Here is a 25,277-nt window from a genome sequence, read left to right as displayed (position 1 = left end):
AGCGTTTAGACAAGACGGAGTATCGCCTCACGCACGCAAGGTACTTGGCAGCGCTCCTGCCGAAGAACCACCGTGGACATTCCCCGCCGCTTTGATGGGATTGTTTCGCGGTGGTTATTTTCTTGCAAGAATGAAAACGCTTTTTTTCGGATGGCGCACAGGAAGGAATACGATCATTTCGGCGGAATAATCGTTAAAAAGAAAGGAGCGAGTGCCATGGGAAAGACAAAGCACAACGGTCCCATCAAGCTTGATGCATCCTGGAAACCTTCTATGTGGGCGTCCCTCGTCCCGATGGGGCTGGGGAAGGCGAAGCCGCACCACATCCGAGACACGTTAAAGGTCATTTATGAAAATCGGGACAACCTCGGCTACGCCTACCGGATTCTGACGCAGGGGGTATGCGACGGTTGTACGCTCGGGGTCTCAGGCTTGTCCGATCAAACGCTGACGGGCGCCCATCTGTGTACGACACGGCTTAACGTGCTGCGGCTGAATACAATGCCTGCCATCGATCCGAAGTGGCTGGGCAATGTAGCAGAAATGAGAAAGCTGTCCAGCACAGACTTGCGAAAGCTGGGCCGCATCCCGTATCCGCTCTCCCGCAAGCCGGGTGAAGATCGCTTTACCCGCATCAGCTGGAATGAAGCCTTGAACCGCATCGCTTCCAAAATCAGAGGGATTTCCCCCAAGCAGATGGCGTTTTTTCTGACCTCCCGCGGCATTACCAACGAAGTGTACTATACGGCAGCAAAAGTGGCCCGCTTCCTGGGAACGAACAACATCGACAATTCCTCCCGTATCTGTCACTCCCCCAGCAAAACGGCGCTGAAACGGTCACTGGGCATTGGCGCGTCGAGCTGCAATTACCTGGATTGGATCGGAACGGATATGCTCGTCTTCTGGGGCTCGGTGCCAGCGAACAATCAGCCCGTATCCACCAAGTATATGTATGCGGCCAAAAAGGCGGGGACGAAGATCATCCTGATCAATCCGTACCGGGAGCCGGCGATGGAGAAGTACTGGATTCCTTCGATCACGGACAGCGCTCTGTTCGGCACCAAGATCGTCGACGATTTTTACCAGGTCAATATTGGCGGCGACATCGCCTTCATGAACGGGGTGATGAGGGTTTGGTTTGAGATGGAAGAGGCCGAACGGGGATCAGCGCTCGATCACGAGTTTCTGGGGAATCACGCAAATGGACTGCGCGAGCTGAAGGAACATGTGACCGCTCAAGACTGGGCGACCCTGGAGAAATCGGCGGGAACAAGCCGGGAGCGGATGCAAGAGTTCGCCTCGCTGCTGGCCCGCGCGAAATCGGGAGTGTTCGTCTGGTCAATGGGCTTGACACAGCACCGCTTCGGCACGGACAACATCTCCCAGGTGGCCAATTTGGCGATCCTTCGCGGCTTTATCGGGCGGAAGCACTGCGGTTTGATGCCGATTCGCGGCCATTCCGGCGTGCAGGGCTCGGGCGAGATGGGAGCCGACCCGTTCAGTCTGCCGGGCGGAGATTTTGATGAAAAAAACACGAGCCGCATCGAAAAAGTATGGGGCTTTTCGATTCCGAAGTGGCAAGGGGACATCGTCGGCGTGTCGCTGGAAAACGCCCTGCTGCCAAACGGCCACGAACGGAAAACAAGGCTGTTTTACACCAGCGGAGGAAACTTTCTGGAGACGATGCCGGACCCTGCTTATATGAAGAAATGCTTGGAGAGCGTCGAGCTGCGGGTGCATCAGGACATCATTTTCAACACATCTACGCTGGTAGACGCCAAGGAAGAGGTGATCGTTCTGCCGGCCATGACCCGTTATGAACAACCGGGGGGAGGCACCTCCACCAGTACGGAGCGGATGGTCTATTTCAGCGCCGAAGTGGAAGGGCCGCGCATCGAGGAGGCCCGGGCGGAGTGGGAGATCTATGTTGATCTGGCCGCACGCGTCGATCCCAAGCGCAAACACTTGATCCAGTTTTCCAGCGCGCAGGAGATACGGGAGGAAATCGCTTTGGCCAATCCGAATTACGACGGCATCCAGCATCTCAAGCAGAGGGGCGATGTCTTCCAATGGGGAGGGGCCTGGCTGTGCGAGGACGGCATCTGTCCGACTCCCGACGGCCGGGCCACTCTGATCCCGATCGAGTTGCCGGAGCTGCAGAGGCCGAATGGTCAATTTTTCGTCACGACCCGCAGAGGCAAGCAGTTCAATTCCATGGTATATAGTGAGAGAGACCCGTTTAACGACGCGGATCGCTACGACGTATTGATCCATCCGGAAGATGCGAAAAGCTTGCACATCCGGGAGAGGGAACCGATCGTCGTGTATAATCAGTTTGGAACGTTTCAGGGCAAGGCAAGGTACGCGGATACGCTGCAGGGAAACATTCAGGTGTATTGGCCGGAGGGAAATGTGCTCATGCCCAAAGGCGTTTACGAAAAATATGCGGGCATTCCCGAGTACAATACGACCGTCAAAGTGGAGAAAGCGGACCGATTTACGGCAGGCAAGGATTTGAAGTACGCGGAAAAGCGGGTGGAGGATCTGGAAGTGGACGTCGGCTGATCGGGACCTGTGATACGCGGCTAGGGAACAGCTAGAGGGAGGAACAAACCATGCGCTTCAAGCGACAAACGATCAGCGTGGAGGAAGCGGTCGGCAGGCTGCTGTCGGACCTGGGCAGGCTGGGGGAAGAGCAGGTCGGCCTATACGAAGCATACGGGCGCATTTTGGCTAGAGATATTGCGGCTACGAGCGATCTGCCCCCATTTGACCGCTCCCCGTTGGACGGATTTGCCGTGAGAGCGGAGGATACGGCGGGTGCGACTGTGGAGAGGCCCATCCCGCTGCAGGTAGTGGAAACGATCGCTGCCGGAGCCGTGCCGGTAAAGGAAGTGACGCCCGGGACGGCAAGCCGGATCATGACCGGGGCGATGCTGCCGCCGGGGGCCAATGCGGTGATCATGTTCGAGCAGACTGAGAAGCCCGGGGAAATGTCGCAGGAAGTCAGGATCAAGCGACAGCTCACGGCGGGCGAAAATCTCTCGCGTCAGGGAGAGGAGGTTCGGCGGGGCAGCATCGTAGCCAAAGCGGGAGAGCGGATCAATGCGGGCACGCTGGCGATCCTGGCTACGTTCGGCTACGCCCGGGTGCCGGTTGTCCGCAAACCTCGCGTCGGCCTGCTGTCTACCGGCACGGAGCTTTTGGAGGTAGACGAGCCGCTCGTGCCCGGGAAAATTCGCAACAGCAACGCCGTCATGCTGTCAGCCATGATCGCGGAGACAGGCGGAGTCCCGGTACTGTTCGAAGGACTGCCGGATGAATTGCCGCTCGCTAAAAAACGCATCAGCGCTTGTCTGGACCAAGTTGATCTGTTGGTCACGTCCGGAGGCGTTTCCGTGGGGGATTACGATGTCATGGCATATCTGACAGACGAGCCGGATGTGCGGCTTCTGTTTAACAGAGTGGCCATCCGGCCCGGCAGTCCGACCACGGCGCTTGTCTACCATAACAAGCTGATCTGTGCGCTATCGGGCAACCCGGGCGCTTGTTTTCTGGGCGCCTACCTCTTCCTGCTTCCCGTCTTGCGGGCGCTCTCGGGTGGCGGCAAGGCGCAGGCCAAACGGATCAAGGCGGTTTTGGGAGAGACATACGACAAGCCGTGTCCGTATCCTCGGTTTTTGCGGGGAAGACTGACAGAAGAAAACGGAGCCTTGTACGTATGGCCTGACCGGAATGACAAGGCGGGCAATCTTTGCACGATGGCAAAGAGCGAGTGCTTTGCCATTATTCCGCCTGGAGGCAGGGGCAAGCAAGCCGGAGAGATCGTAGAGGTCATTCCCCATGCGCTGCCGGGCTGGTCGAGGGGGGATTGACGATGGCGGCGGAACCGGTTGTGCTGCAGATCGCAGGGTATTCGGATTCGGGAAAAACGACACTTTTGACCAAGCTGATCCCGGTCATCGAGGAGTCTGGCATTCGTGTAGGCGTTATCAAGCACGACGGCGGTCATGACTTTGAGTGGGATCAGCCGGGGAAGGATACGTGGAAGTACAGGGAAGCAGGAGCCTCACTGGTGGCGATCGCGTCGCGGACAAAAACGGCGATGGTGGAGCAGCGGCCGCTGCCTTTGTCCGAGCTGGTCGAACGGATGGCGGCAGCCGGCGCCGAGCTGGTGCTGGTCGAAGGCTTCAAACGGGAGAACTACCCGAAAATGGTGATCCTGCGCCGTCCGGAGGATCAAGAGCTGCTCTCGTTTTTGTCCGGCGTAGTCGCGGTGATCAGCTGGGATGCTTTTGTGCATCACGAGGTGCCTGTGTTTTCGGTGAATGATCATGACAGGGTCGCCCGGTTTGTGCTGGACTATTACCGGGATAGCAGAAGAGGGACGAGCTGATTAACGTCCTTTGACTGCGGGCAGCCCTGCAACCTAATATGTTTTGCCATAAAAAGCCGTTGCTCTCCTAAAGGTAGAAACGGCTTTATTTGTTTTGGTCACGCCCGACCCTGACTAGCGGCTTTTTACCGATAGAAAATTTTTCTGTCATTCGAAAATACTTTCTTCTTATAATAATAAGAACGGCAAAGCAGCTTGTGATGCTGTTACAAAATGCTGGCAACGGTCTGGCATGGCGGGCATATTGCGTTACAATACCAGAGGGAGGGGTACATATGGAAAAACAATTGCCGCAACGCTGGGACCTGGACGTATTTTTTCCAGGCGGAAGCGCATCGGAGGCGTTTCGCTCATTTTTGAGCCAATTGGAAGAAGAGGTGGCGGCGCTGCGCTCGCAGCTGACGCAGGAAGGGCTTTCCCTATCTGAACCGGCTCCGTTTCAAGCCGTACTGGCTACCGTGCAAAGCATTGCGGTTCGCCTGAAAGAGGCGGGGGCGTTTATTTCCTGCCTGACGGCGCAAAACGTCCGGGATGAGCAGGCGACGCTTCTCGGGGGGCGGGTGAAAAGTCTTTCCGCTGCGTTTGCATCCGTTTTGACGACATGGGATGTACACCTGCTGAAGATTGACGAGCGGTCATGGAATGCGATCCTGCAACTGCCGGATGTGGAGCCGATCGCCTTTCCTTTGAACGAACGGCGCAGACGCGCTCAGGAAAAGCTGTCCCCTGAGCAGGAGATGCTGGCCACCGATCTGGCTGTCGACGGCTATCACGCTTGGCAGGATTTGTCCAATGCAGTCGTAGGACGGATGACCATTGAAGTGGAAATCGACGGGGAGACGAGACAAGTGTCGGTCGGTCAAGCGGCCAACCTGATGAATCATCCGGATCGCTCGGTCCGCGCTCTCGTTTTTTCCAAGTGGGAAGAGGCTTGGGCGAAAGAAGCCGAATTGTTTGCCAAAGCGCTCAACCATTTGGCAGGCTTCCGCCTCGCGCTGTACCGCCATCGCGGCTGGGAATCCGTTCTCCGCGAGCCGCTTGACATCGGCAGAATGCAGGAAAAAACGCTGGACGCGATGTGGCAGGCGATCAACAACCGCAAGGACCGCCTGGTCGCGTACCTGGAGCGGAAGGCAGAGCTGCTCGGCGTGGAAAAAGTGAGCTGGCACGACGTGTCCGCTCCGATCTCCAAAGAGCACAAGCAGGTTTCCTACGATGAGGCGGCTGCCTTTATCCTGGAGCAGTTTGGCCGTTTCCACCCCGCAATGGCTGAATTTTCCCGCCGTGCGTTCGAGGAAGGCTGGATCGAGGCAGAGGATCGCGCTGGCAAACGTCCCGGCGGATTTTGCACCAGCTTCCCGGTGAGAAACCAGTCCCGGGTTTTCATGACCTACGGTGGAACCGCGAAAAACGTGTCCACGCTGGCTCACGAGCTCGGTCACGCCTATCATCAGCAGGTTATGAGCGGGCTGCCGCAAATGGCCCAAAATTACGCGATGAACGTGGCGGAGACAGCGTCCACCTTCGCGGAGATGATCGTCGCGGATGCGGCGGTGAAAAACGCTGCGAATGACAAAGAACGCATTGCCCTTTTGGAGGACAAACTGCAGCAGACGGTCGCTTTCTTTATGAACATCCACGCCCGCTTCCTGTTCGAGACGCGCTTTTACGAGCAGCGGAAAAAAGGGCTGGTCAGCGTAGGCGAGCTGAATCGTCTGATGGTCGAAGCGCAGAAGGAAGCGTACTGCGATGCCCTCGCCGAGTACGAGCCGCATTTCTGGGCGTCCAAGCTGCATTTCTATATCACCACCTATCCGTTTTACAATTTCCCGTACACCTTCGGCTATCTGTTCAGCCTGAGCGTGTACGCCCGCGCACTGCAGGAAGGACCGGGCTTCGCTGACATGTACGATGCGCTTCTGCGCGATACGGGGCGGATGACCGTCGAGGATCTGGCTATGCGCCACCTGGGCGAGGACATCACGACTGTGGAGTTCTGGCAGACAGCCGTCGATCTGGCGGTGGCCGACATCGACGAATTCCTGCGGTTGACGGAAAAAGAGACGGTGTAGGATACGTTTTGAACAAAGATCCGGCCAAGGAATAGCCGGATCTTTTTCGATCTTGGCCGGCTTTTTCACCATGCCGGGGGACAGATTTTCCCCAACGAGACGACGAATATCTTCGACCGCGAATAGCGGGAATCCACGGCGGCTTCAGAGAAGCTTTTTCAGCAGGAAGATGCAAAAGCGGTTGAGTCTGGAGCGCTATTTTCATTTGCTGGACGAAACAAATCATTTCCATACCCGTAAATATTGTTATTCTGGTACGTGGAGGTGAGGATAATGGCCCGACTGGAGTACCGTTTGCTCGACGAGGAAAAGGAATATCCCGTTCTTTACTATTACGACGGGATCGACAAGGACGAGGTGTCCCTGCGATTTGCCTGCGATTATCTGGTCAAGGGTCACGTTGTGTTTGAAAAGACGTCCTGCGCCGTTGAACCAGGGTGCTATGTCATCTATGTCAGACATTCGGCCGAGGAGCAGGCGGTGGACTACCTAGATACAGCGGCGGCGCGCTGGGGCAGCATTCAGGTGGAACTGCGGGAGTACAGGGAAAAAACCAATGTCTACCCGCTCATACATACGTATTCCTTCAGGGATGACGACGATGTTCTCTTGCTGTTGCAGAGCGACTATCTGAACCTGAACGGTCGCGAGTGGGAAAAGACATCCGCAGAAGTGGATGAAGATCGGCGCGTGTACGTGTACTATGCGCGACCGACAGCGTAGGAGGAAGAAAGATGACACAAACCAAGACGGCCAAAGTGGTCGGACTGTTCGTGGCTGCGGCATTGACGATCAGCGGCTGCTCGTCGGGGGGATACGACGACGATTGCTACGACGCGGACAACGACGGATATTGCGACGGGGATGGAGGAGGCGGTTCGAGCTCAAGCTCCTCCCACTACTACCATTCCAGCAGCGGCAAAGTCAAAAGCAGCTCCTCAAGCATCAGCAGCGGTTCCAAGGGCGGCATCGGCAGCTCCGGAACGTCCAGTTCGGGGTGAGCGCGAGCGATGACAGCGTCACACAACAGCGAACGGGAACGTTTATATGGTCCTCTTAGGGCAGAGGGCGTGTTCACATGGGATCGGATGTATGGAGAAGAGTACGCTTTGGCCGATATTCGCCTTGTTACGGACGAATTTCGTCAGGAGTTGTCTTACGCGACGAGTCAATTGGACCGCGTTTTTGCAAAAGCAGTGCCCGTCCTGCAAAAAGCCGACGATACCCTCTTGCTTGAACTCGGTGTCCCCGAGCCCGCTCTACGGGCGGTGCGAACCGTCATTCCCCAGGTCCCTGCGACGGTCGTCGGCCGCTTCGACTTTGCCCAGACAACAGAGGGCTTGAAAATGCTGGAGTACAACAGCGATACCCCGACAGGGATTGTCGAGGCTTTTTGCGTCAATGAGTACGCTTGCCGTTTTTTTGGACGGAAAAATCCGAACCGGGGAATGGAGCAGGGCATTGCTCGGGCATTTCAGAACATGCTGGAAGCTTACCGGAGGCAAGGGTATCAGACGGAGCACATCTGGTTCAGCTCGCTTGACTGGCACGAAGAAGACAAAGGGACGACGCTCTATCTTCTGAAGAAGTCAGGATTGCCCGCCCGTTTTGCCGGGCTTGAGCAGTTGCGTGTCTGCGAGGATCGGCTGTACGTGCTCGATGGCGAGGACCTCACGCCTGTCGACGTGCTTTACCGCCTGCATGCCCTGGAAAAGCTAGCGGGGGAGCGAGACGAGGACGGCTACCCGACCGGCGCGCACGTGCTTCAACTGATCGCGGATAAAAAGCTGGCGATCATCAATCCGCCTTCCGCCTTTTTGCTCCAATCAAAGGCTATTCAGGCCCTGATCTGGAATTTGCATGAAGCGGATGAGTTTTTAACCCATGAGGAGCATGGCATTATTTCCAGCTATATGCTGCCGACCTATTTTGAAAACCGATTCGCGGGGGCTGCCCCATACGTTACCAAGCCTGTCTTCGGGCGGGAAGGGGGCGGCGTCGCGCTGTTCGATGCGGACGGCACCGTTGCGGAGAAAGACCAGGAGGAGTTTTACTGGGACCAGCAGATGATGTACCAAAAGCGAGTGGAGCTTCCCGTTGTCACAGTAAGCACATCTGATGGGCAACGCGAAGGGCGGCTGCTCTGGGGCTCGTTTTTGATTGGCGGAGAGCCATCCGCGATCATCGCTCGCGTCGGAGGGCCGATCACCAACAACATGTCCTACTATTTGCCTGTAGGCATAAAAGAATAGAGAGGGGAGAGGAGAGCGACATGGACTCGCAAGCAGCGTATCTATTGAACTTTCTTGCTTATCTGGCAGTAACCATTCCGATATTGGCAGTGGGGATTTTTGTATTTACCTTTACGACTCCGTACAAGGAATTTGAACTGATCAAGAATGGATCGCAGACGGACGACCCGAAAAAAATGGCTGCAGCCAAAGCGGCGGCCCATGATCTCGGGGGAAAAATAATCGGGCTTTCGATTGTACTCGGGTCTGCGGTCTACCATTCCGTAAGCTTGCTGGATCTGTTGATCTGGGGCATTGTCGGCGTGGTTTTTCAAGTGCTTGTTTTTTACTTGTTTGAATGGCTTACTCCCTTTAAAGTCGTTTCGGAAATTCCAAACGGGAATGTTTCGGTCGGTATTTTTGCCTCCCGCTTGAGCATCGCGGCAGGATTGCTTATGGCAGCGTTGATCAGCTACTAGCGGTCGGTGCTCGGACCGCCTCCGCCTTGAACCGGGGCGAGTCGAAGGAAGCGGAGGAGCTGGCAGCTTATCCTTTCTTCGCGTGAGTTCTTTCCGTACGATGCGTTTCCGCTCCAAAAGGACCGTCAGGGTCACCATGCCCTGGCGGTTTTTTTGGTCTTGTGGTACCGAAACACGCGGCTTCGCGCTTTCTTAAAGAAACCTTTACCTGGCATTGATAATACGATTACGAATGTTCCGTACAGTATAGAGAGAGGGCTGTTGGATATGGGACAGAGCTGCTGTTGCGAGCAAAAACGTCTCGGGGGGATCGACATGGATACGGGGAGTCATCTGTTGCTGGGAGTAACATTGGGAGGCTTGGCCCATTTGAGTCCGAGCGTCGCAAGCGATCCGGCGTTGGCGCAAGCAGTCATGGCCGCGACGGTCATCGGTTCAAACGCACCCGACTTTGACACGGTCGTCAGGGTAAAAGGGGCGACGACCTACATCCGTTATCACCGGGGCATAACACACTCCATTCCGGCCCTATTTCTGTGGCCGGCCGTCATTTCGTTATCGGTATCGGCCTTCAGCGGATTGTGGGCGCATCTTATGCTCTTGTATTTGTGGGCCTTTCTGGCGGTCGTCCTGCACGTTTTTCTCGATATGCTGAATACGTACGGCGTTCAGTGTCTGCGTCCGTTTTCGCAGCGCTGGGTTCATCTCGACATCCTCGCCATTTTTGAGCCTTTCCTGTTTGTGCTCCATGCCGGTGCGGCGGTACGGTGGCTGTTTTTTGGCGGAGAGCCGGGAACGATTTTCTCGATTGTCTATCTGGCGTCCTTTGGCTATATTGTCGGGCGGGCTTGTCACCATCAGCTGCTGGTTCGTCGTGTAAAGGACCGGTTTGGCCTGGACGGCGCGTATCATGTGATCCCCGGTTTTCACCCGTTTTACTGGCGTTTCGTAGTGGAAACAGACCGGCACTTCTATACGGGAAAAGTGGAATATCAGCGCGTTCGGGAACTGAATGTCGTTTCTCTGAAAATGGGCTGGAGGAAAAAAATGTGGAATCCGCCTTTTGTTTGAACAGAATTGGTGCACGGGGCTTTCCCGTGTTTTTTATTTTGCTGTCGGGGGATTTTGGACTTCGGAAGAGAAAACATGAGAGGGAGGTCGGTTGGAAAACTTTTATTTTTCATGGCTATGCTGAAAGAAATAAAGAAGCAGATTCCTCCAAATAACAGAAGAGCAGGTAAAATGATAGACGCAGACGAGGCTAATTTGCTAGCAAGCTTATGAAGCCAGAGATCATTATAAGCATTGAGGCAATATAACCTGCTGCATACCTGTTTTTCACAGTTCTCCTTGTGCTATTTTGTTAAATATTCCAGCACAAAAATGACAGCACGAGATTTATGGCGCGAGGTTTCATCCCTACCAGGCTTCTTTTTCCTAAACGAAAGCGTCTTGCGTTCGAACTTCGTTACGCTTCCCGACTTTGTTTAATCCTGGAAAAAGCTGTCCCTGGTAAGGAGATGAAACCTTTTTCGCGCTTCTATTGATGGGCTTATTCAAAGGCTTGCCAGACCGGTTTTCCGTCTACTTGGCTCATTTGTCTCCGGATTGTTTGCGAAAGGGTCAGACGTTTAATAACCGATCGAATGTTTGAAAGTGACTACGGCTGTATGGTATTGATACATGCATTCCGCATGTTTTGTCTCTACCTCTAACAATTTGCCCTCTTGCTCGATCAACTCCGAAAGGGCTGCATTCCCATTGCGATAGTTGGAAAGAACCTCATGATAACGCTTCTCCCCCGATTTCCTGCTTTTACTGCTTTCTTCCAAAGCTTGTCTGGCCGTAACTGCCTTCTGATAGTTTCCCGCTATTTCCTGATCCGCTTTCTCTTTTGTTCTCTGGATGACAAGGTCTGCTTTTATTCCGTCGTTTTTTGCAATTTTCCCCAAGTAGGTACTCAAGGCAGAATAATCATTGAGGTAATCGATTCTAGCCTGGGCAAACTCCTTCTCAGCTCTCGCCTTTACCATGTCCGGACGCTTTTCATGAGCGGCCTGCTGGATTTCCTCCAGCGGGGGCAGCTTGTAATCGGTCAAGTCATCGGCTGCCAGCTTCCACTCTTTGGCAGGATTTTCATTCAACAGTTCGTTGAGCTTGGCCAGGGCTTGTTTATGGCTGGTTTTAAGATCGCCGACGTTTTTTTCGGTGGCTTCGCCAGGTGACGAGGACCAGAATTGCCGCTTGATGCTTTGCTGTTGCAGATCAATCTGAGCCTCGATATAGAGCAGCTCCAGATAAGCTTTTTGCACCTGCAGGCGCAGCGTATTTTCCTGCGCTTTCATGTTGGCCTCACCAAGAACCAGGTCTTTGCGGGCCTTCGCCATATCTTCGTATTTCTTTTTCGCTTGATCAAGCTTTTTTATCGAGTTGCTCTTGATGGCGCTTTTTTCTTGCAGAGTCTGACGCGTCTTATAGTAGGTGGAATCGGCGTCGAGCCGCAGCAATGCCAGGTCGACGCTGCTGCTAAGCGCTTTCTCCTCCGCTTGGTCAAGCGTTAATTTGGCTGCATTGGCCTGTTCAGCATGCGCAGCCGGAGGGGCGGCCATTGCGATGTGGGACCCAGACAGTAAAGCGGTGATCAGAGTTGTGCTGTAAAACCGTTTGAAAAGTGTAGATTTCATAAGAGACCTCCAAATAAAAAAATATATGATAACGATTATCATTATCAATATCGTGTTTAGTATATATTTCCTGCTCGTATTCGTCAACATGAAAACCGCAATCGATTTTTAAAAATGAAGATGATCAGGCATACCATGGCCTTTCTGTACCGATCGTAGACAGGGAAGCCGGCCGACAGCCAGCAGTTGTCACTTGCTCCTATTGACAAAAATCAAGCAGTCAAGGTAAAGTGGATTTATCAAAAATAATGTTCGATGGTGATCGAATGAAGAGTTTATATTCTATACAAATCGAATATTCTCCCGTCTACGAATGCATAGCCAGCTTTTACGCCTACGTCCATCAAAAGGAAGCCAAGAGCTTTCATCTCGACTCGGATTGGAGGGAAAAAACAAAGCAAATGCTGCCCCCCTCCTTTGCCGCAGAGCTTGAGGATGAGCGCTGGGAGGTGCTTCACCGGATCGTGCTTTTGGCTGCCCAGTCGCCCCGCAAAGAAACGGTCGGTGAGTTCCTCGACTGGCTGGGATCGCTGCCTGCCGGAGAGATGTACGAGCGAATGGCTCCATGGGTCGATTCCATTCCGCTCAATCTGGCGGACATTCGCGATCGGTCGCTCTTGCTTTTGTCCCGTTGGAATGAGCATTACTTTTCCCGTCAGGAAGAAACCGTACTAGCTTGCTTGAAAAAAAGCGCCGGGTATTTTCAGGAACGTTCCAACAGCGTCGAGGCGCCGGTCTTGATCGATGAAGCGACCAATGGCATCTGGATCGAGCCGACGGCCAGTCTCAAGCGGGTCGTGCTTATCCCGCAGGCTCATTGCACACCCGCGACCATTCTTGATTTTTATCGAGGCATGGCGACAGTGTTGTACCCGGTCATCGACGGAGGAATTGTCAAGCAGGACCCTTTGAGGCAGCTCTTGACGATTACCCAGTGCCTTGCCGATGAGAAGCGTCTCATCATTCTCCAAACACTGGCGCGGAACATGTGCACACTGGGCGAGCTGCAGGCCGCCGTGGGCCTTGCCAAAAGCACCGTTCACCACCATGTCACAGCATTGCGCAGAGCGGGCCTGATCCGGGCCCACTATACAGACGGTTCCACCATTCAGGGCTACAGTATACGTGATGCGGTCTTTGCCAAGCTGCCGCACATCCTGTCGCAATCCATCCATGGCGGAGGAAACGAGCGATGAATATGCTGAAACGAGCGTGGTCCACCCAGCATCCCGTTGTCCATCTCTTGATGGCGGGAACTGTTTTCGTCATGCTGACGCAGTCGATGAGCATGCCGTTTTTGGCTATCATGCTGAGTGAAACGACGGCGATGTCACCGGCGGAGATCGGCGTGATTATCGGGGCTGGTCCATTGGCTGGAATGGTCGGCGGATTTTTGGGCGGCCTGCTGTCTGATTTGTTCGGGCGGCGGAAGCTGATGCTTTTCTCCATGCTTCTAATGGCAGCCGCATTCGCAGGATTTGTCGTCACGAACGATCCGTTGATACTCCTTGCGAATAGCATTTTACGGGGCTTGGCCAGTTCTTTTTTCGGCACTGTGTCAAAAGCGCTGATGGGCGATTTGACACCGGAAGAGAGACGGTTTCGCGTCTTTGCAAATCGGTATTTGGCGGTTAACCTGGGCTTTTCCATCGGGCCGATGTTGGGGGCCTTTCTCGGTATAGCGGGGAGTGGCTTCACGTTTGTGCTGACCGCCATCACGTATTTGCTGTTCGCTGGATTGCTCGGGTATTTTTGCAAGAAGTACCGTGTAGGCGACGCGGCCGATCGGCAATCGGAAAAACCGAAACTGGTGCAAATGTGGCAAGTGTTAAGCCGCGATGCCGTCCTGCTGATGTTCGTGCTAGGAGGAGTGTTGCTGGTCACGGTTCACGGTGAGATGTCTGTCACCCTTTCCCAGTATTTGCGGCACAATATCAGGGAGGGGGTGGCTTTGTTCAGCGTCATGATGAGCGTCAACGGCGTGACTGTATTGCTTGTGCAAGCTCCCTTGACCAGATGGGCGGAGCGCTTCACGCTCTTTCGCCGGATGGTCGGCGGGGCCCTGCTGATGGCCGCGGGGGAAGTAGGTTTTGCCCTTTCCGAGGAGTGGAGTTGGTTCATTATTGCGATGATTGTATTCACTCTTGGCGAAATTTTGATCGTTCCAACTGAATACGCACAGATCGATCAGATTTCTCCACCGCACATGCGGGGAACCTACTACGGGGCGCAAAGCTTCAGCGAGTTAGGAAATTTTTTGGGTCCATGGGCCGGGGGCATGATTTTATCCGCATACGGAGGACCTGTCATGTTCCTTGTCATGGCGGCGCTCGCTGTCATCAGTCTGGCGTTTTACGGAGCAGGACGCAGCCTTTACGAAAAAAAGCAGCGCAGGCTGGCCTGTCCGGTATCCGCCGATTGAGCCGGACAGTCGACGAAACGTATACGGATGACATCTGACAAAGCAGAACCGAATCGTTATGAAATGCAGCAAGCACCCGGACTTTTCTGTTCGGGTTTTTCTGTTTGTCCGGCCGGGAGCATACAGTAGTAGAAAAAAGAACGGGAGGCGGCGGCAAATGCTGAAGCGGACAGCGGAAAAAGACGCGGCAGCTGTATCGTGGAGAAGCGGAATCGAGCAGGCGACATATTTATTTATGCGGTTCGTAACCGGGCTGGTTTTCTGGGCGCACGGGCTGGCGAAGCTGAAAAAGGGGATCGGGCCGGTCGGGGAATCGTTTGTCGGCTACGGTTTGCCGGAATGGCTGGTCTATCCGGTTTTGGCCGTAGAACTGATCGGAGGAATGGCGTTGATCCTCGGCGTAGCCACCCGTTATGCGGCATGGGCGCTGGCAGTCATCATGGTCGGCGCCATCCTGACGGTCAAATGGCAAAACGGCTTGATGGGAAGCGCGGGAAAAAGCGGATACGAGCTTGATTTGGTGCTGCTTGCGATCACGCTGTACCTGGGAGGAAGAAGGAAGAGGACATTCATCAAAAGGTGGCCGAAGTGACGTTATTCGGAACAAATCGTATAGATTTCGGTCGGACCTCACGTTAAGCCCGCTTTTGTTCAATCCGGAAGGAAGGGGCATGCGGGAATGAAAAAACCGCTAGCCAAGGCAGCGGTTTTCAGCGGTAAATCGGCTGCTCCCACCAGCCAAACGAAACGACCAAATCGACGGCTGCCCTCTCTCCGGAAAAGAAAAACACCAGAGCTGTTCCGGGGCCCAATATCCAATGCCCGGCTTTTTCCGCGGCTGCGGACGAGCTCGGAGAAATGATCCGCGTGGCGGACGCGGTACCGCTAATCCGAAGCGGGGCGGAATGGTAGGCGATTTGACCTTGAGGCTGTGGACAGGGTGAAAGCTGTACAAATCCGGGTGTTACCAGCTGGGAGACGGTTGCATCCCCAAGAGAAGCGGCTTTGCCGAACCAAAGCTGGGCCTCGGCCGAATGCGAGGCAGATCGGTTCGTGATCACAAACTCGTTTACGAACAGATGGACTTCAGAGCGGAGCGGATTGACCAGCGCCGCCCAGGCAGGATTGCCGCCCCCCGCTGTAAAAGGTTCAGTCTGGCCGAGGTAGTATTTGCATTGCATCGCCATGGCGGTAGGCAAAGGGATAGCAGTGTTCGCGTCGGGATGTTCTCCGGAAGTTTGTCCCGGATAGGGATAATAGCCCATTTGCATGTACATGTCCATGTCCGTCATGCCGAAAAAGTAAGGCGGCTGATGAGAAAACGGGTGTTTTGCCATCTGGTTCGCTCCTTCGGGGAAACTCACCTACAGGATATGGCAAAGGCCCGGTTGCCGTGCTAGGCATTTTCGCTGAAGATGTCCACTCCCCGTTTGCGCAGGATCATCGCCGCCTGGCGAACAGGAAGGCGCGGCAGCCCGAATTCTGCGGCTGCGGCTTCCTCCATTTCGTCTATAGAGCCGAGGCGGGTTTGTTCTTCACGGCCATCGAGCCAGGTAATGAAAAGCGAGTTGTTTTTGAGTGAAACAGACCGGCTGCGGTCGAGCTGAAACAGCGGAGCAGCCGAGCCGATGTCCACGTATACCGCTTCTCCGTTCAGCTCGGGCAGTCTGACGATGATCGCCGCGTGATCGCTTGCGACCTGCACGAGATGGGCTTCGAAGCCGAGCGTTCGCGAGCAGAGCGAGGAAACTGGCGTGCAAAGAGTAGCAGGTGCCCCCGTACTGATAGCGCATGGCATTTTCCACAAACTCGGATGGAGACGGGATGGCCGGGACGCAATTGGCATCATCTCCCTGGCAAAACGTATTGCCCGAAAACTCTTTTCCTTCGTATGGATCTTACGCATCTTCCAGCTAAAGCAGATATGGAAAACGGCTTCTCCGTCAAAGAAGAAGCCGCTTGGTGCAAAGTTGGGGATCTGGTCAAGCTGCTGTTTTCCACGCCTGGACCGCAAGCAGCGCCCAGCCGATCAGGAACAGCACGCCCCCGAATGGGGTAATCGCACCCAGCACCCTGATGTTGGTCAAGGCGAGGACATAGAGACTGCCGGAGAACAGGACAATCCCGAAGAAGAAGCACCAGCCTGCCCAGGTCAGCGTAGAAGAGCCGGGGAAAAACTTGATGAGCAGGGCAACCGCGATCAAGGCGAGGGCATGTGTGGCCTGGTAGGTAACGCCGGTCTGAAAAACGCCGAGCAGATACTCGTCCAGCTTTTGCTTCAAGCCGTGGGCTGCAAATGCGCCGAGGGCAACGGACAAAAACCCGTTGATCGCGCCCAGCAAAAGAAAGGTACGCAACGTATATCGCTCCTTTAAGAGTTGGATGGTCAAATAAAAAACTCACTCTTCTATTGTACCCTACGAGGAGAGCCCTGCCCAATTGCAAAATGATGAACGCGCCTTATACTCCTGTCCAAACCGCTTGGCCACCTCTCGCATAGGGTGTAGTAAATCCGGCAGAAGTTAGAGCTGGGTGAACGGGAGGTGAATCACAGATGAACAAATGGGTCTCGCTTGTTGGCGGCTTGATCGGCGGCTACGCTTTCCTGAAAACTCCTTTGGAAGGTTCCTTCCTCTCTGGCCTGAATCCCGTCGTAGATGGATTGGGAATTATCGCAATGCTGGTATTTTCCGCTGCACTCATCTATACAGGTGTACGCGACATGATTCAGAAGTAACGACAGCCTGTGGGGATACGGGTTTTTATGTCGATGGGGCGGCGTCCGGGTAGGGCGCCTTTTTTTTGAAGGGAGGGGGACGAGCCGCCGTAAGCTTTTCTGTTTACTAATGCTAATTAAATCGATGTAATCCTGAAATCGGGTATGGTGGGAAACTGCCTTGGATTTCTGGCCATACGCCATAAACTCGAGAATTGGCTCTCTGTAAAAATAGCTCTTGGAATCATTTTTTTATTTTAATTTTTACTCAAAATGCCAAATAATTAAGTATTTGTATACTTCCATTAATTTTCAGTTCCCTATGCGTTAACTCTAAATAGGAGTTAACGATGTTAAAGATTAAATCTAGTTAAAATTTTTTGAAAATTCAGGTATGAAATTTGTGTATTATTTTCATAATCCCCTATGGGATAAAAATGATGAGGAGGCAGTTAGAATGAGTGAAAAGAAACTGGAAACATTTGACACTGATGTGTATGCTCGAACATCCGAAAACAACATGCCATTAATCACTTCCTTGACACCACTATCTGAACAGGAACAAAAAGAAGTAGAAGAGGTATTTACAATCGCACTATAACTAAGGTAGAAAGTGTGGAAGGAGAGGGGAACATTAAACCTCTCCTTCTAGCAGTCTTCATAATCATAAAAAGGAGAGAATTCAATGGCATTGGATTTAATAGTTATTGATAATTTTTATGATAAACCTGATGATGTACGTAGTTTTGCGATAAATCGAAAAGACTATTTAAAAAAAGGTCTACGTTTTGAAACTCAAAAACTGTATTACACAGATACTTTAATAAAGCGCTTCGAGGAAATTTTGGGGATATCAATTCAAGTTGATCCAATTCGCTATGGCTTTGGGACTTTTAACTATTTTCCTGAAGGAGATGATCTGCATCATTCTACACATTATGATGATGCTGAATGGGTCGGCCTTATTTACCTTACTCCTAATGAAATGGTTGGCAATGGTGGTCTTTCTTTGTGCCGGCATAAAGAATCCGGATTAATGGGACCGCCTAACAAAGAATGGCTTTCTAAGAACGGGTTTGAATCTTTTGAACAATGGGTGGAGCAAGTATATAAACCAAACAAAACAAATGTGGATGCATGGGAAACAACTATGTTTATTCCTACACGTTACAATCGGCTTATTTTAAAACGTGGAGGAAAAATGTTTCATCGCGGGGGAAAAGGATTCGGTAAAAGTGTTACAGATTCACGATTATTGCAGCGTTTCTTTTTTGAAGAAATAAAATAGGAGGCCATATTATGGAAACGAAAGTTATAATTGTTGAAGATTTTTACACTAAGCCTGATGTTATTCGAAAATTAGCTTTACAAGATCAATACGCTAGTGTTGCGAAATTTAATTACCCCGGATATCAAAGTCATAAAATATTCAGCTCAGAAGGATTAAAAATAAAAATTGAGCAAATAATTGGGAGAAAAATTGATGTAGATACTGACCGATTTACATTTGGAGGATTTAGACTCATAACTGAAGAAACCGGATCATTACCTAAAGTACACGCAGACGCGATTGATTGGGCTGGCATGATATTTCTCACTCCAAACGCTCCTATGGACAAAGGTGTGGGATTCTTTCGACATAAAGCAACAGGTTTAGAAGGTCCACCAACCGATCGTGAAGCAAGAGAACTTGGTTTTGAAGATGCCTGTGAGTTTGAGCGTCAAATTATCCATAATGATCAAGCTGATCTTTCAAAATGGGAATTAGTATCGTTTGTTAGTCCCGTGTACAACAGATTAGTTTTATTCCGTGGACGAGAGTTGTATCATGCACCGCTAGGAGGATTCGGAGATAATCTCGAGAATTGCCGATTAACACATAATTTTTTCTTTTTAGAGCTAAATGATTTTTAAAGAGGAGGTTTCTTAATAAATGTTACCTAAAGATATTATCATAATTGATGGATTTTACACAGAACCCGACAAGGTGCGCCAAATTGCATTAAGGGTAGAGTATACTAATTTCGGGTATCACCAAAATTTTCCTGGTGCAGAAAGTACAAAGGCTTATTTTTCTTCTGATCATAAAGAAAAGTTTGAAAGTTTGGTTGGGAGCTCAATTGAAGTTTCACCGGAGGAGTTTGTGTTCGGAAAATTTCGTTATTCAACTAAATATGATATTGCACCGACAAGTGTTCATTTGGATTATGTTGATTGGACAGGTGTTGTGTACCTTACACTTGACGAAAATTGTAAAGGCGGTTTAGGCATTTATCGACATCGTCAGACTGGTCTCTTGAAAGTGCCAGAAAATTTAGATGAAATGCATCAATACGAATGTAACGACCTACAAGAGTTTGACCGAAAATATGTATACCCTCAATCTAATAATATAGAAGCATGGGAACTAATTTTTGAAATTCCAATTCGCTTTAATCGATTAATTCTTTTTCCAGGAAAGAAGTATTTTCATGGGATAACTCAAAAATTTGGTAGCTCCATTAATGATTCGCGTTTAACTCAAAACTTTTTCTTTAAAGATGCAAGGTGAAAGAATAGCGTGTCTAACCAACTAGTTTTTCTTCAGGAGTACATTCAAAGATACAGGGGAAAAGTAAAAAACGAACAAAACGGTATCGCTACTTTTTTTGACAATCTTATTTTATCAGAAGGAAATGCGTTTTTAGAAAATAAAATGCAAGACGAGTTAAGCACCAAAATTTTAGAGCGTGCAATAGATACTTTATCATTATCTGGTCAGAACAGATATGTAGAAGTTGTTTCCAGAATTACGAGGCTACCATTTAGTGATTTGGATGGATATAACCGCCTTTGCAGTCAAGGGGTGAGCAATTGTTTTCACTGGAAAGGCTATCCGCTATTTAAAAGTACTTATGACTTAGCAATTTATCAGATGATGTTAAGTGAAATAAAACCAGCTACAATTATTGAGATTGGCTCTACTTATGCAAGTTTATGCTGGTTAAAAGACATGTCGGATTTGTTTAATCTACAGGCATGCATAGTAGGAATTGATCAAAACTACCCAGGTAGCATACCAAAAAATATTGAGTTTAGGCAAGGAAATGTTAGTGAAATACATCGTCTACTACCTCAAGAAAGACTTTTGTCATTACCAAAACCTCTTCTTATCATTGAAGATGCACATTTTGAGGTGCTTACTGTACTTCGATACTTAGGAAATGTCTTAACCCCAAATGATTATCTTGTTGTTGAAGATAGTTTAAGGAAACAGGATGTTGTCCTCGAATGGGCAAAAGAAATGAATAATCAATTTGTTGTAGATACTTACTACACAGATTTTTTCGGTATAAATACGACAACAGCCGTGAATACGATATTAACACGTTTAAAGGAGTAGTCTTAAATGAAGAGCTTGTTAGACCTTGTTGCTGAAAATATTGGTTTTGAGAAAGAAGGAGTTAGGCTGTTCTTAAAGGCGATTAATAATGGGCAAGAACTTAATCAATTCATTTTAGAAAAAATGACTAATAACCTAGTATTAGCTAAGAATCCAAAAGCACTTTCTAAACAGGCGCTACATTTAAGCATACTGGTAGCAATGGAAGTTGCTCAAGATGATATATATTGGGAAAATGAAGATACTGTAAAAGTTACCAAGGCAAAACTTTTTAATATCATCGACGGAAACACACTCATTAGAAAGTATGGTCAAGACCTTGATTTAGCATTTATTAACTTACGAGGGGCACAATTAAAAGGTGCTGATTTAAGAGGAGTAAACTTAAATAATAGCGATTTACAAGGTGCCGACCTTGAACGGGCTAATTTAAAGGGATCAAGCCTCATTGGAACCAATTTACAAGGTTGTAACCTTACGGAAGCGAACTTATTTGGAGCTAATTTGACGAAAGCCGACCTTCGTAGAGCAAATTTACGGAGGGCCGAACTTAGGAAAGCAATTTTGAATGGTACCGCACTTAGGGGAGCTGAATTGTGGGGAGCTAACATTTGGGGTATAGACCTAAAAGATTCCTTCTCTGAAGGTGTAGATTTATCGAGAGCAGATACTCGAGGTTCTTAAATAAGGAAGTGATATATTTGGACTCTCAAGTGAATTCGGGACTTTACAGTTCAAAAAAAATTCTTCTCCATACTATTGAATCTCTTATCGTAAATGATCGTATTTTTGTAGGCAATCAGAGTGATGAATTTGCGATAGCAGGATTCATCGAATCAGCCCAAAAGATATTGATGCTTGGGTTGGGGTACGGGGGGGCTCTGCGACCCCTGTTAATAGGAAATGATGATGTGGAAATAACTGCAGTTGATTTAAACCCTCACGTATTAAATGCTTGTAAATCTATCATTAAGGATTACTTTCCAGAAGTGAGTCGGAAAATTAAATATGTACATGGAGATGGGGCTCGCGTTAATGAATATTTTTCTACTCCCTTTGATGTGGTATGTATTGACTTGTATACAGATGAAGGATATCCATCATTTGTATTGGAAAACGAATTTTGGAGCATGGTAACTGAAATTCTTACTCCTGAAGGAGTGGTTCTCTTTAATTCTTGGGGGCTTCCACAACATTTAAGGCCATTTGAGGGAAGAACTGTTCATGTGCAGCTTGCCCAAATTATACAAAATTACTTTAAGAGCGTACATTTATTACCTTATCGTAGAAATATTACATTTATTGCTAATAAACAGCGTGTATTGAACATCCATAAGCGTAAATCTAGCTATACTTTAAATGATATAGATCGAATTATTGTAGAATTAATCCCACATAGATTAAATTATGCGAAAAACCTTGAAGAGTTGCATTTTTTTAGAGATGGAATGTTAGCTACTGGTATGAAAGAAATAGACGCAGAAATGTTACGAAGATGGCCTAGATTAGTTAACAAAATCAATAGCGTGTTACTAGACATTGGTTATCCTAAAATAGAATCAAGTGAGTTAAGACAATTAATATATGACGCTGAAAGATCTCGCGCAGTTACTGAACGGCTAATTGAGATTAATGCACCAGAAAGCACCTTTGTACCTACAGCCATGGGTGCTTTTGCGTTCGAAGAACCGAGAGGGCTTGAGTGGTACATAAAGTGGATACTTGAAGATAATGCAAAATTAATAAAATTAAATAAAGAATGGTTTGTTAACCAAGCGTTATGGCAACTGCTGGCAATGGTTGCAAACCCGTATGCCCATTATAAAGAATGGGTGGTTGATATTGAGCATATGGTAAAGCAACTTAAACTGGGATAAGAAGGGAAATACTGAAATGAGGAGGGATAGGGAGGACAAGATGCAGTCACTTCAGAAAGTAGAGAAGCAAAAAAAGAAACAAACACTCGGTGCTTCATTTCGTCGTCTCTTTGCAGTTATTTCTATGACGAGTTTGGGTGATGGACTTACTTTTAACGCACTCCCTTGGCTTGCTGCAACGATTACGAGCAACGCAATGTTTATTTCTCTAGTTTCCGTTTGCTTCCGGTTACCATGGCTTCTGTTGAGTCTACCCTTTGGTGTGATTATTGACCGATTTCCACGTAATGTATTAATGATTATCTCAAGTACGATACGAGCAATAACGATATCTATCCTTGCTTTTGCTACTATAGGAGGATGGGTGAGTTTGCCGCTTTTAATAATTGTTACGTTTCTTTTCGGTGCGGCAAAGGTCATGTTTGACAGTACGATACAGACTGTAGTTCCGATAATCGTAGAAAAACAACAACTAGAGCGTGCTAATGGACTTTTCTCCACAGCACAATTGATAACTAGCGATATTCTAGGGGGGGCGCTCGCAGGGATGCTCATTATGATCGGGCTACCACTTCCCTTTGTCATTGATGCCGTAACTTCAACCTGCTCAATTCCTCTTTTAAAGGCTTTGCGAGGCTCCGATCAGATAGTTGAGAAAAGGAAACATCTGAGCTTTCGGTCAGACATTATGGAGGGAATACGCCTTGTCAAGAATAGCTCTTTACTTAGAGCTTTAGCGATTTTTTCAATAGGTATGACCGGCCCATTCTCTTCCATCACTGCGGTACAGATTTTTTTTATGAAGGAAGTTCTAAATTTGAATGCCCTTGGATTTGGTGTACTTATATCAGTAGCTACAATAGGCAGCATTCTTGGCGGTCAGTTCGTATCCAAAATCAAAAATAAAATAGGAACGAGAAATAGCATCCTGCTGGCAATTGCAGTAATGGGTTTGGGATATGGTTGTACGGGATTAAGTAGTCATTGGGCGATTGTTGGCGTGTTATATACGATTTCTGCTTTTTTTGTTGTGGTATGGAACATTATAAGTGTTTCTATAAGACAACGGTTGGTGCCAAATGAACTATTAGGACGCGTAAACGGAGTGTTTCGTTTTTTATCACTGGGGATTAGTTCGATTGGGGCCTTCCTAGGAGGAGCTTTAGTCAGCGGGGGAGAACTTTTGGTCGGACGCGAATGGTCAGTTCGACTCCCCTATTTTTTCCTCTTCTTTGTATACACATTGCTTTTTTTAATTGCTTTTCGCTTTTTTAATGTGGAACGGCTTAAGAACAACATAGGCTAGTTTAACAAGCTTGTATAGGATAGCCTCTGATTAGTAAACCATTTCTTTTCTGAAAAATTACTCACCACCCCTCATCTAATCCCAAGTTCTCCCCATATACATATGAGTAACGACGGAAAGACTTGGGGGGACAACAGCATGACCAATGAAGAGCGCAAAGAACTGGAGCGTGCCATAGACGAAATTACCGAGATTGCCAAAGGCTTCGGCCTCGATTTTTACCCGATGCGGTACGAAATTTGCCCGGCCGACATCATTTACACATTTGGCGCGTACGGGATGCCGACCCGTTTTTCGCATTGGAGCTTTGGGAAATCCTTCCATAAAATGAAACTGCAGTACGACCTCAACCTGAGCAAAATCTACGAGCTGGTGATCAATTCCAATCCGTGCTACGCCTTCCTTCTCGACGGCAACACTCTGATCCAGAACAAGCTCATCGTCGCCCACGTCTTGGCGCATTGCGACTTTTTCAAAAACAACGCCCGCTTCTCCAACACCAACCGGGACATGGTAGAGAGCATGGCCGCCAGCTCGGAGCGCATCCGCCAATACGAGATCGAGCACGGGAAAGAAGCGGTCGAATCCCTGCTCGATGCCTGCCTGGCCGTGCAGGAGCATATCGACCCGAGCCTTTTGCGGCCCAAGCTCAGATGGAAGCGGGAGATCGAGGAGGCGGGGAATAAACCGGCAGCCAAAGCCCAGCGCAGCACCCCGTACGACGATTTGTGGAAGCTGGACCGTGAAGAAGAGGAGGCGGAGCCGGAGAAGCAGGCGCGCAAATTTCCGCCGGAACCAGAGAAAGACCTGCTGCTCTTTCTCATGGAGCACAGCCAGGTGTTGGAGGATTGGCAGCGCGACGTCTTGACCATCGTCCGGGATGAGATGCTGTATTTCTGGCCGCAGCTGGAGACGAAGATCATGAATGAGGGCTGGGCCTCCTACTGGCACATGCGCATTTTGCGCGAGCTGGACCTGACGGAGGCGGAGACGATTGAATTTGCCAAGCTGCACTCCTCAGTCATTCAGCCTTCCCCGACGAGCATCAATCCGTATCATTTGGGATTGAAAATTTTTGAAGACATTGAACGGCGCTGGGACAATCCGACAAAGGAAGAGCAGGAGCGTTTCGGACGGGTGCCGGGGCAGGGGCGAACCAAGATTTTTGAAGTGCGCGAGCTGGAGTCTGACATTAGCTTTATCCGGAACTACCTGACGAAGGAACTGGTCGGCAAACTGGATCTGTACATGTTCGGCAAGCAGGGAAACGAGTGGGTCGTAACCGACAAAGCGTGGGAGGATGTCCGGGATGGTCTCGCCGTCACCCGCGTCAACGGCGGCTTTCCGTACGTCATGGTCCACGACGGCGACTACCTGCGGGCAGGCGAGCTGTACCTGAAGCACTATTTCGAAGGACTGGAGCTGGATGTCAAATACGTGGAGAAGACGATTCCTTACATCTACCGGATGTGGGGGAAAAACGTTCATCTCGAAACGGTGATCGAGGATCGGCCTGTACAGTTTACGTATGACGGGAAAAAGGTGCATCGGCGGTTTTTGTAGCAGCGTCGGGAACTGGAAAAGCAACTTTGTTTACTGGATAGCAAAGACGATTTGGGGCGATCAGCCCCTTTTTTGTTGGCTTCTGAGTGGAAAGTGCGCCGCCGCCCAAAATCAAATAGCGATATTTCCGGGAGAAATGATGCTCCTCA

At 50.0% G+C, this 25,277-nt stretch carries 26 protein-coding genes; 22 read left to right on the top strand and 4 right to left on the bottom strand.

Annotated features, from left to right (window positions below):
• Positions 1 to 216: 216 nt before the first annotated feature.
• The 9 genes from Q3F21_RS09920 (at position 217) to Q3F21_RS09880 (ending at position 10,249) form a co-directional block, all read left to right on the top strand.
• Positions 217 to 2,565, top strand: coding sequence for an FdhF/YdeP family oxidoreductase (locus Q3F21_RS09920; RefSeq protein ID WP_340251929.1), 2,349 nt, complete (start codon positions 217 to 219; stop codon positions 2,563 to 2,565).
• A gap of 50 nt (positions 2,566 to 2,615) precedes the next feature.
• Entirely contained in the window at positions 2,616 to 3,875 is a 1,260-nt protein-coding gene (gene glp, locus Q3F21_RS09915; RefSeq protein ID WP_340251927.1) for a gephyrin-like molybdotransferase Glp, read from the top strand.
• A 2-nt stretch (positions 3,876 to 3,877) separates the two neighbouring features.
• Positions 3,878 to 4,396, top strand: coding sequence for a molybdopterin-guanine dinucleotide biosynthesis protein B (gene mobB / locus Q3F21_RS09910; RefSeq protein ID WP_340251924.1), 519 nt, complete (start codon positions 3,878 to 3,880; stop codon positions 4,394 to 4,396).
• 275 nt (positions 4,397 to 4,671) lie between these two features.
• Positions 4,672 to 6,468: a M3 family oligoendopeptidase gene (locus tag Q3F21_RS09905; protein WP_340251921.1), complete on the top strand. Its 1,797-nt coding sequence runs from the start codon at positions 4,672 to 4,674 to the stop codon at positions 6,466 to 6,468.
• Between the two features lie 273 nt (positions 6,469 to 6,741).
• Positions 6,742 to 7,191 (top strand): hypothetical protein, encoded by a 450-nt coding sequence (locus Q3F21_RS09900; protein WP_340251919.1) that lies wholly within the window; start codon positions 6,742 to 6,744, stop codon positions 7,189 to 7,191.
• A gap of 11 nt (positions 7,192 to 7,202) precedes the next feature.
• Positions 7,203 to 7,469: a hypothetical protein gene (locus tag Q3F21_RS09895; RefSeq protein ID WP_340251916.1), complete on the top strand. Its 267-nt coding sequence runs from the start codon at positions 7,203 to 7,205 to the stop codon at positions 7,467 to 7,469.
• 9 nt (positions 7,470 to 7,478) lie between these two features.
• On the top strand, positions 7,479 to 8,720 hold the full coding sequence (locus Q3F21_RS09890; RefSeq protein WP_340251913.1) for a glutathionylspermidine synthase family protein: 1,242 nt from the start codon (positions 7,479 to 7,481) through the stop codon (positions 8,718 to 8,720).
• Between the two features lie 20 nt (positions 8,721 to 8,740).
• Positions 8,741 to 9,178 carry a DUF350 domain-containing protein gene (locus Q3F21_RS09885; RefSeq protein ID WP_340251910.1) on the top strand — a complete coding sequence of 146 codons (438 nt, stop codon included), beginning with the start codon at positions 8,741 to 8,743 and terminating at the stop codon, positions 9,176 to 9,178.
• 315 nt (positions 9,179 to 9,493) lie between these two features.
• Positions 9,494 to 10,249 (top strand): metal-dependent hydrolase, encoded by a 756-nt coding sequence (locus Q3F21_RS09880; RefSeq protein WP_340251908.1) that lies wholly within the window; start codon positions 9,494 to 9,496, stop codon positions 10,247 to 10,249.
• A 560-nt stretch (positions 10,250 to 10,809) separates the two neighbouring features.
• Here Q3F21_RS09880 and Q3F21_RS09875 read toward each other — a convergent pair.
• On the bottom strand, positions 10,810 to 11,862 hold the full coding sequence (locus Q3F21_RS09875; protein WP_340251905.1) for a TolC family protein: 1,053 nt from the start codon (positions 11,860 to 11,862) through the stop codon (positions 10,810 to 10,812).
• A gap of 266 nt (positions 11,863 to 12,128) precedes the next feature.
• On the opposite strand from Q3F21_RS09875, the gene Q3F21_RS09870 reads away from it, so the two are divergent.
• The 3 genes from Q3F21_RS09870 (at position 12,129) to Q3F21_RS09860 (ending at position 14,876) form a co-directional block, all read left to right on the top strand.
• On the top strand, positions 12,129 to 13,058 hold the full coding sequence (locus Q3F21_RS09870; RefSeq protein WP_340251903.1) for an ArsR/SmtB family transcription factor: 930 nt from the start codon (positions 12,129 to 12,131) through the stop codon (positions 13,056 to 13,058).
• Positions 13,055 to 14,284 (top strand): MDR family MFS transporter, encoded by a 1,230-nt coding sequence (locus Q3F21_RS09865; RefSeq protein ID WP_340251901.1) that lies wholly within the window; start codon positions 13,055 to 13,057, stop codon positions 14,282 to 14,284. The genes Q3F21_RS09870 and Q3F21_RS09865 overlap by 4 nt, the downstream gene beginning before the upstream one ends.
• A gap of 157 nt (positions 14,285 to 14,441) precedes the next feature.
• Positions 14,442 to 14,876, top strand: a complete 435-nt coding sequence (locus Q3F21_RS09860) for a DoxX family protein (RefSeq protein ID WP_340251898.1) — start codon at positions 14,442 to 14,444, stop codon at positions 14,874 to 14,876.
• Positions 14,877 to 14,994: 118 nt separating this feature from the next.
• On the opposite strand, the gene Q3F21_RS09855 is transcribed toward Q3F21_RS09860, so the two are convergent.
• The 3 genes from Q3F21_RS09855 to Q3F21_RS09845 all read right to left on the bottom strand — a co-directional run bounded on the left by Q3F21_RS09855 (position 14,995) and on the right by Q3F21_RS09845 (position 16,641).
• Positions 14,995 to 15,621 carry a DUF6143 family protein gene (locus Q3F21_RS09855; protein ID WP_340251896.1) on the bottom strand — a complete coding sequence of 209 codons (627 nt, stop codon included), beginning with the start codon at positions 15,619 to 15,621 and terminating at the stop codon, positions 14,995 to 14,997.
• A gap of 59 nt (positions 15,622 to 15,680) precedes the next feature.
• Positions 15,681 to 16,082, bottom strand: a complete 402-nt coding sequence (locus tag Q3F21_RS09850) for a hypothetical protein (RefSeq protein ID WP_340251894.1) — start codon at positions 16,080 to 16,082, stop codon at positions 15,681 to 15,683.
• 184 nt (positions 16,083 to 16,266) lie between these two features.
• A complete protein-coding gene (locus Q3F21_RS09845; protein WP_340251892.1) occupies positions 16,267 to 16,641 on the bottom strand; it encodes a DUF423 domain-containing protein in 375 nt (124 codons plus the stop codon).
• A gap of 197 nt (positions 16,642 to 16,838) precedes the next feature.
• On the opposite strand from Q3F21_RS09845, the gene Q3F21_RS09840 reads away from it, so the two are divergent.
• From Q3F21_RS09840 to Q3F21_RS09795, 10 genes are all read left to right on the top strand, one after another.
• Positions 16,839 to 17,021 carry a hypothetical protein gene (locus Q3F21_RS09840; RefSeq protein ID WP_340251888.1) on the top strand — a complete coding sequence of 61 codons (183 nt, stop codon included), beginning with the start codon at positions 16,839 to 16,841 and terminating at the stop codon, positions 17,019 to 17,021.
• 436 nt (positions 17,022 to 17,457) lie between these two features.
• Positions 17,458 to 17,601 (top strand): hypothetical protein, encoded by a 144-nt coding sequence (locus Q3F21_RS09835; RefSeq protein ID WP_340251886.1) that lies wholly within the window; start codon positions 17,458 to 17,460, stop codon positions 17,599 to 17,601.
• 84 nt (positions 17,602 to 17,685) lie between these two features.
• Entirely contained in the window at positions 17,686 to 18,288 is a 603-nt protein-coding gene (locus tag Q3F21_RS09830; protein ID WP_340251884.1) for a hypothetical protein, read from the top strand.
• An 11-nt stretch (positions 18,289 to 18,299) separates the two neighbouring features.
• Positions 18,300 to 18,914 carry a DUF6445 family protein gene (locus Q3F21_RS09825; protein WP_340251882.1) on the top strand — a complete coding sequence of 205 codons (615 nt, stop codon included), beginning with the start codon at positions 18,300 to 18,302 and terminating at the stop codon, positions 18,912 to 18,914.
• Positions 18,915 to 18,933: 19 nt separating this feature from the next.
• Entirely contained in the window at positions 18,934 to 19,551 is a 618-nt protein-coding gene (locus Q3F21_RS09820; protein ID WP_340251880.1) for a DUF6445 family protein, read from the top strand.
• Between the two features lie 9 nt (positions 19,552 to 19,560).
• The gene (locus Q3F21_RS09815; protein ID WP_340251878.1) at positions 19,561 to 20,382 is read left to right on the top strand and encodes a CmcI family methyltransferase; all 822 of its coding nucleotides are present in this window, start codon (positions 19,561 to 19,563) and stop codon (positions 20,380 to 20,382) included.
• A gap of 6 nt (positions 20,383 to 20,388) precedes the next feature.
• Positions 20,389 to 21,066: a pentapeptide repeat-containing protein gene (locus tag Q3F21_RS09810; RefSeq protein WP_340251876.1), complete on the top strand. Its 678-nt coding sequence runs from the start codon at positions 20,389 to 20,391 to the stop codon at positions 21,064 to 21,066.
• A gap of 17 nt (positions 21,067 to 21,083) precedes the next feature.
• Positions 21,084 to 22,259: a hypothetical protein gene (locus tag Q3F21_RS09805; protein WP_340251874.1), complete on the top strand. Its 1,176-nt coding sequence runs from the start codon at positions 21,084 to 21,086 to the stop codon at positions 22,257 to 22,259.
• Positions 22,260 to 22,299: 40 nt separating this feature from the next.
• Positions 22,300 to 23,565 (top strand): MFS transporter, encoded by a 1,266-nt coding sequence (locus Q3F21_RS09800; protein ID WP_340251872.1) that lies wholly within the window; start codon positions 22,300 to 22,302, stop codon positions 23,563 to 23,565.
• 138 nt (positions 23,566 to 23,703) lie between these two features.
• Entirely contained in the window at positions 23,704 to 25,128 is a 1,425-nt protein-coding gene (locus Q3F21_RS09795) for a SpoVR family protein (protein ID WP_340251870.1), read from the top strand.
• Positions 25,129 to 25,277: the final 149 nt, after the last annotated feature.

It is taken from the genome of Brevibacillus borstelensis, from assembly GCF_037834415.1.
Lineage (GTDB): Bacteria > Bacillota > Bacilli > Brevibacillales > Brevibacillaceae > Brevibacillus > Brevibacillus borstelensis_A.
The sequence above is the reverse complement of the archived record's forward strand: the minus strand, read 5'-3'. Positions and strand labels throughout refer to the sequence as shown.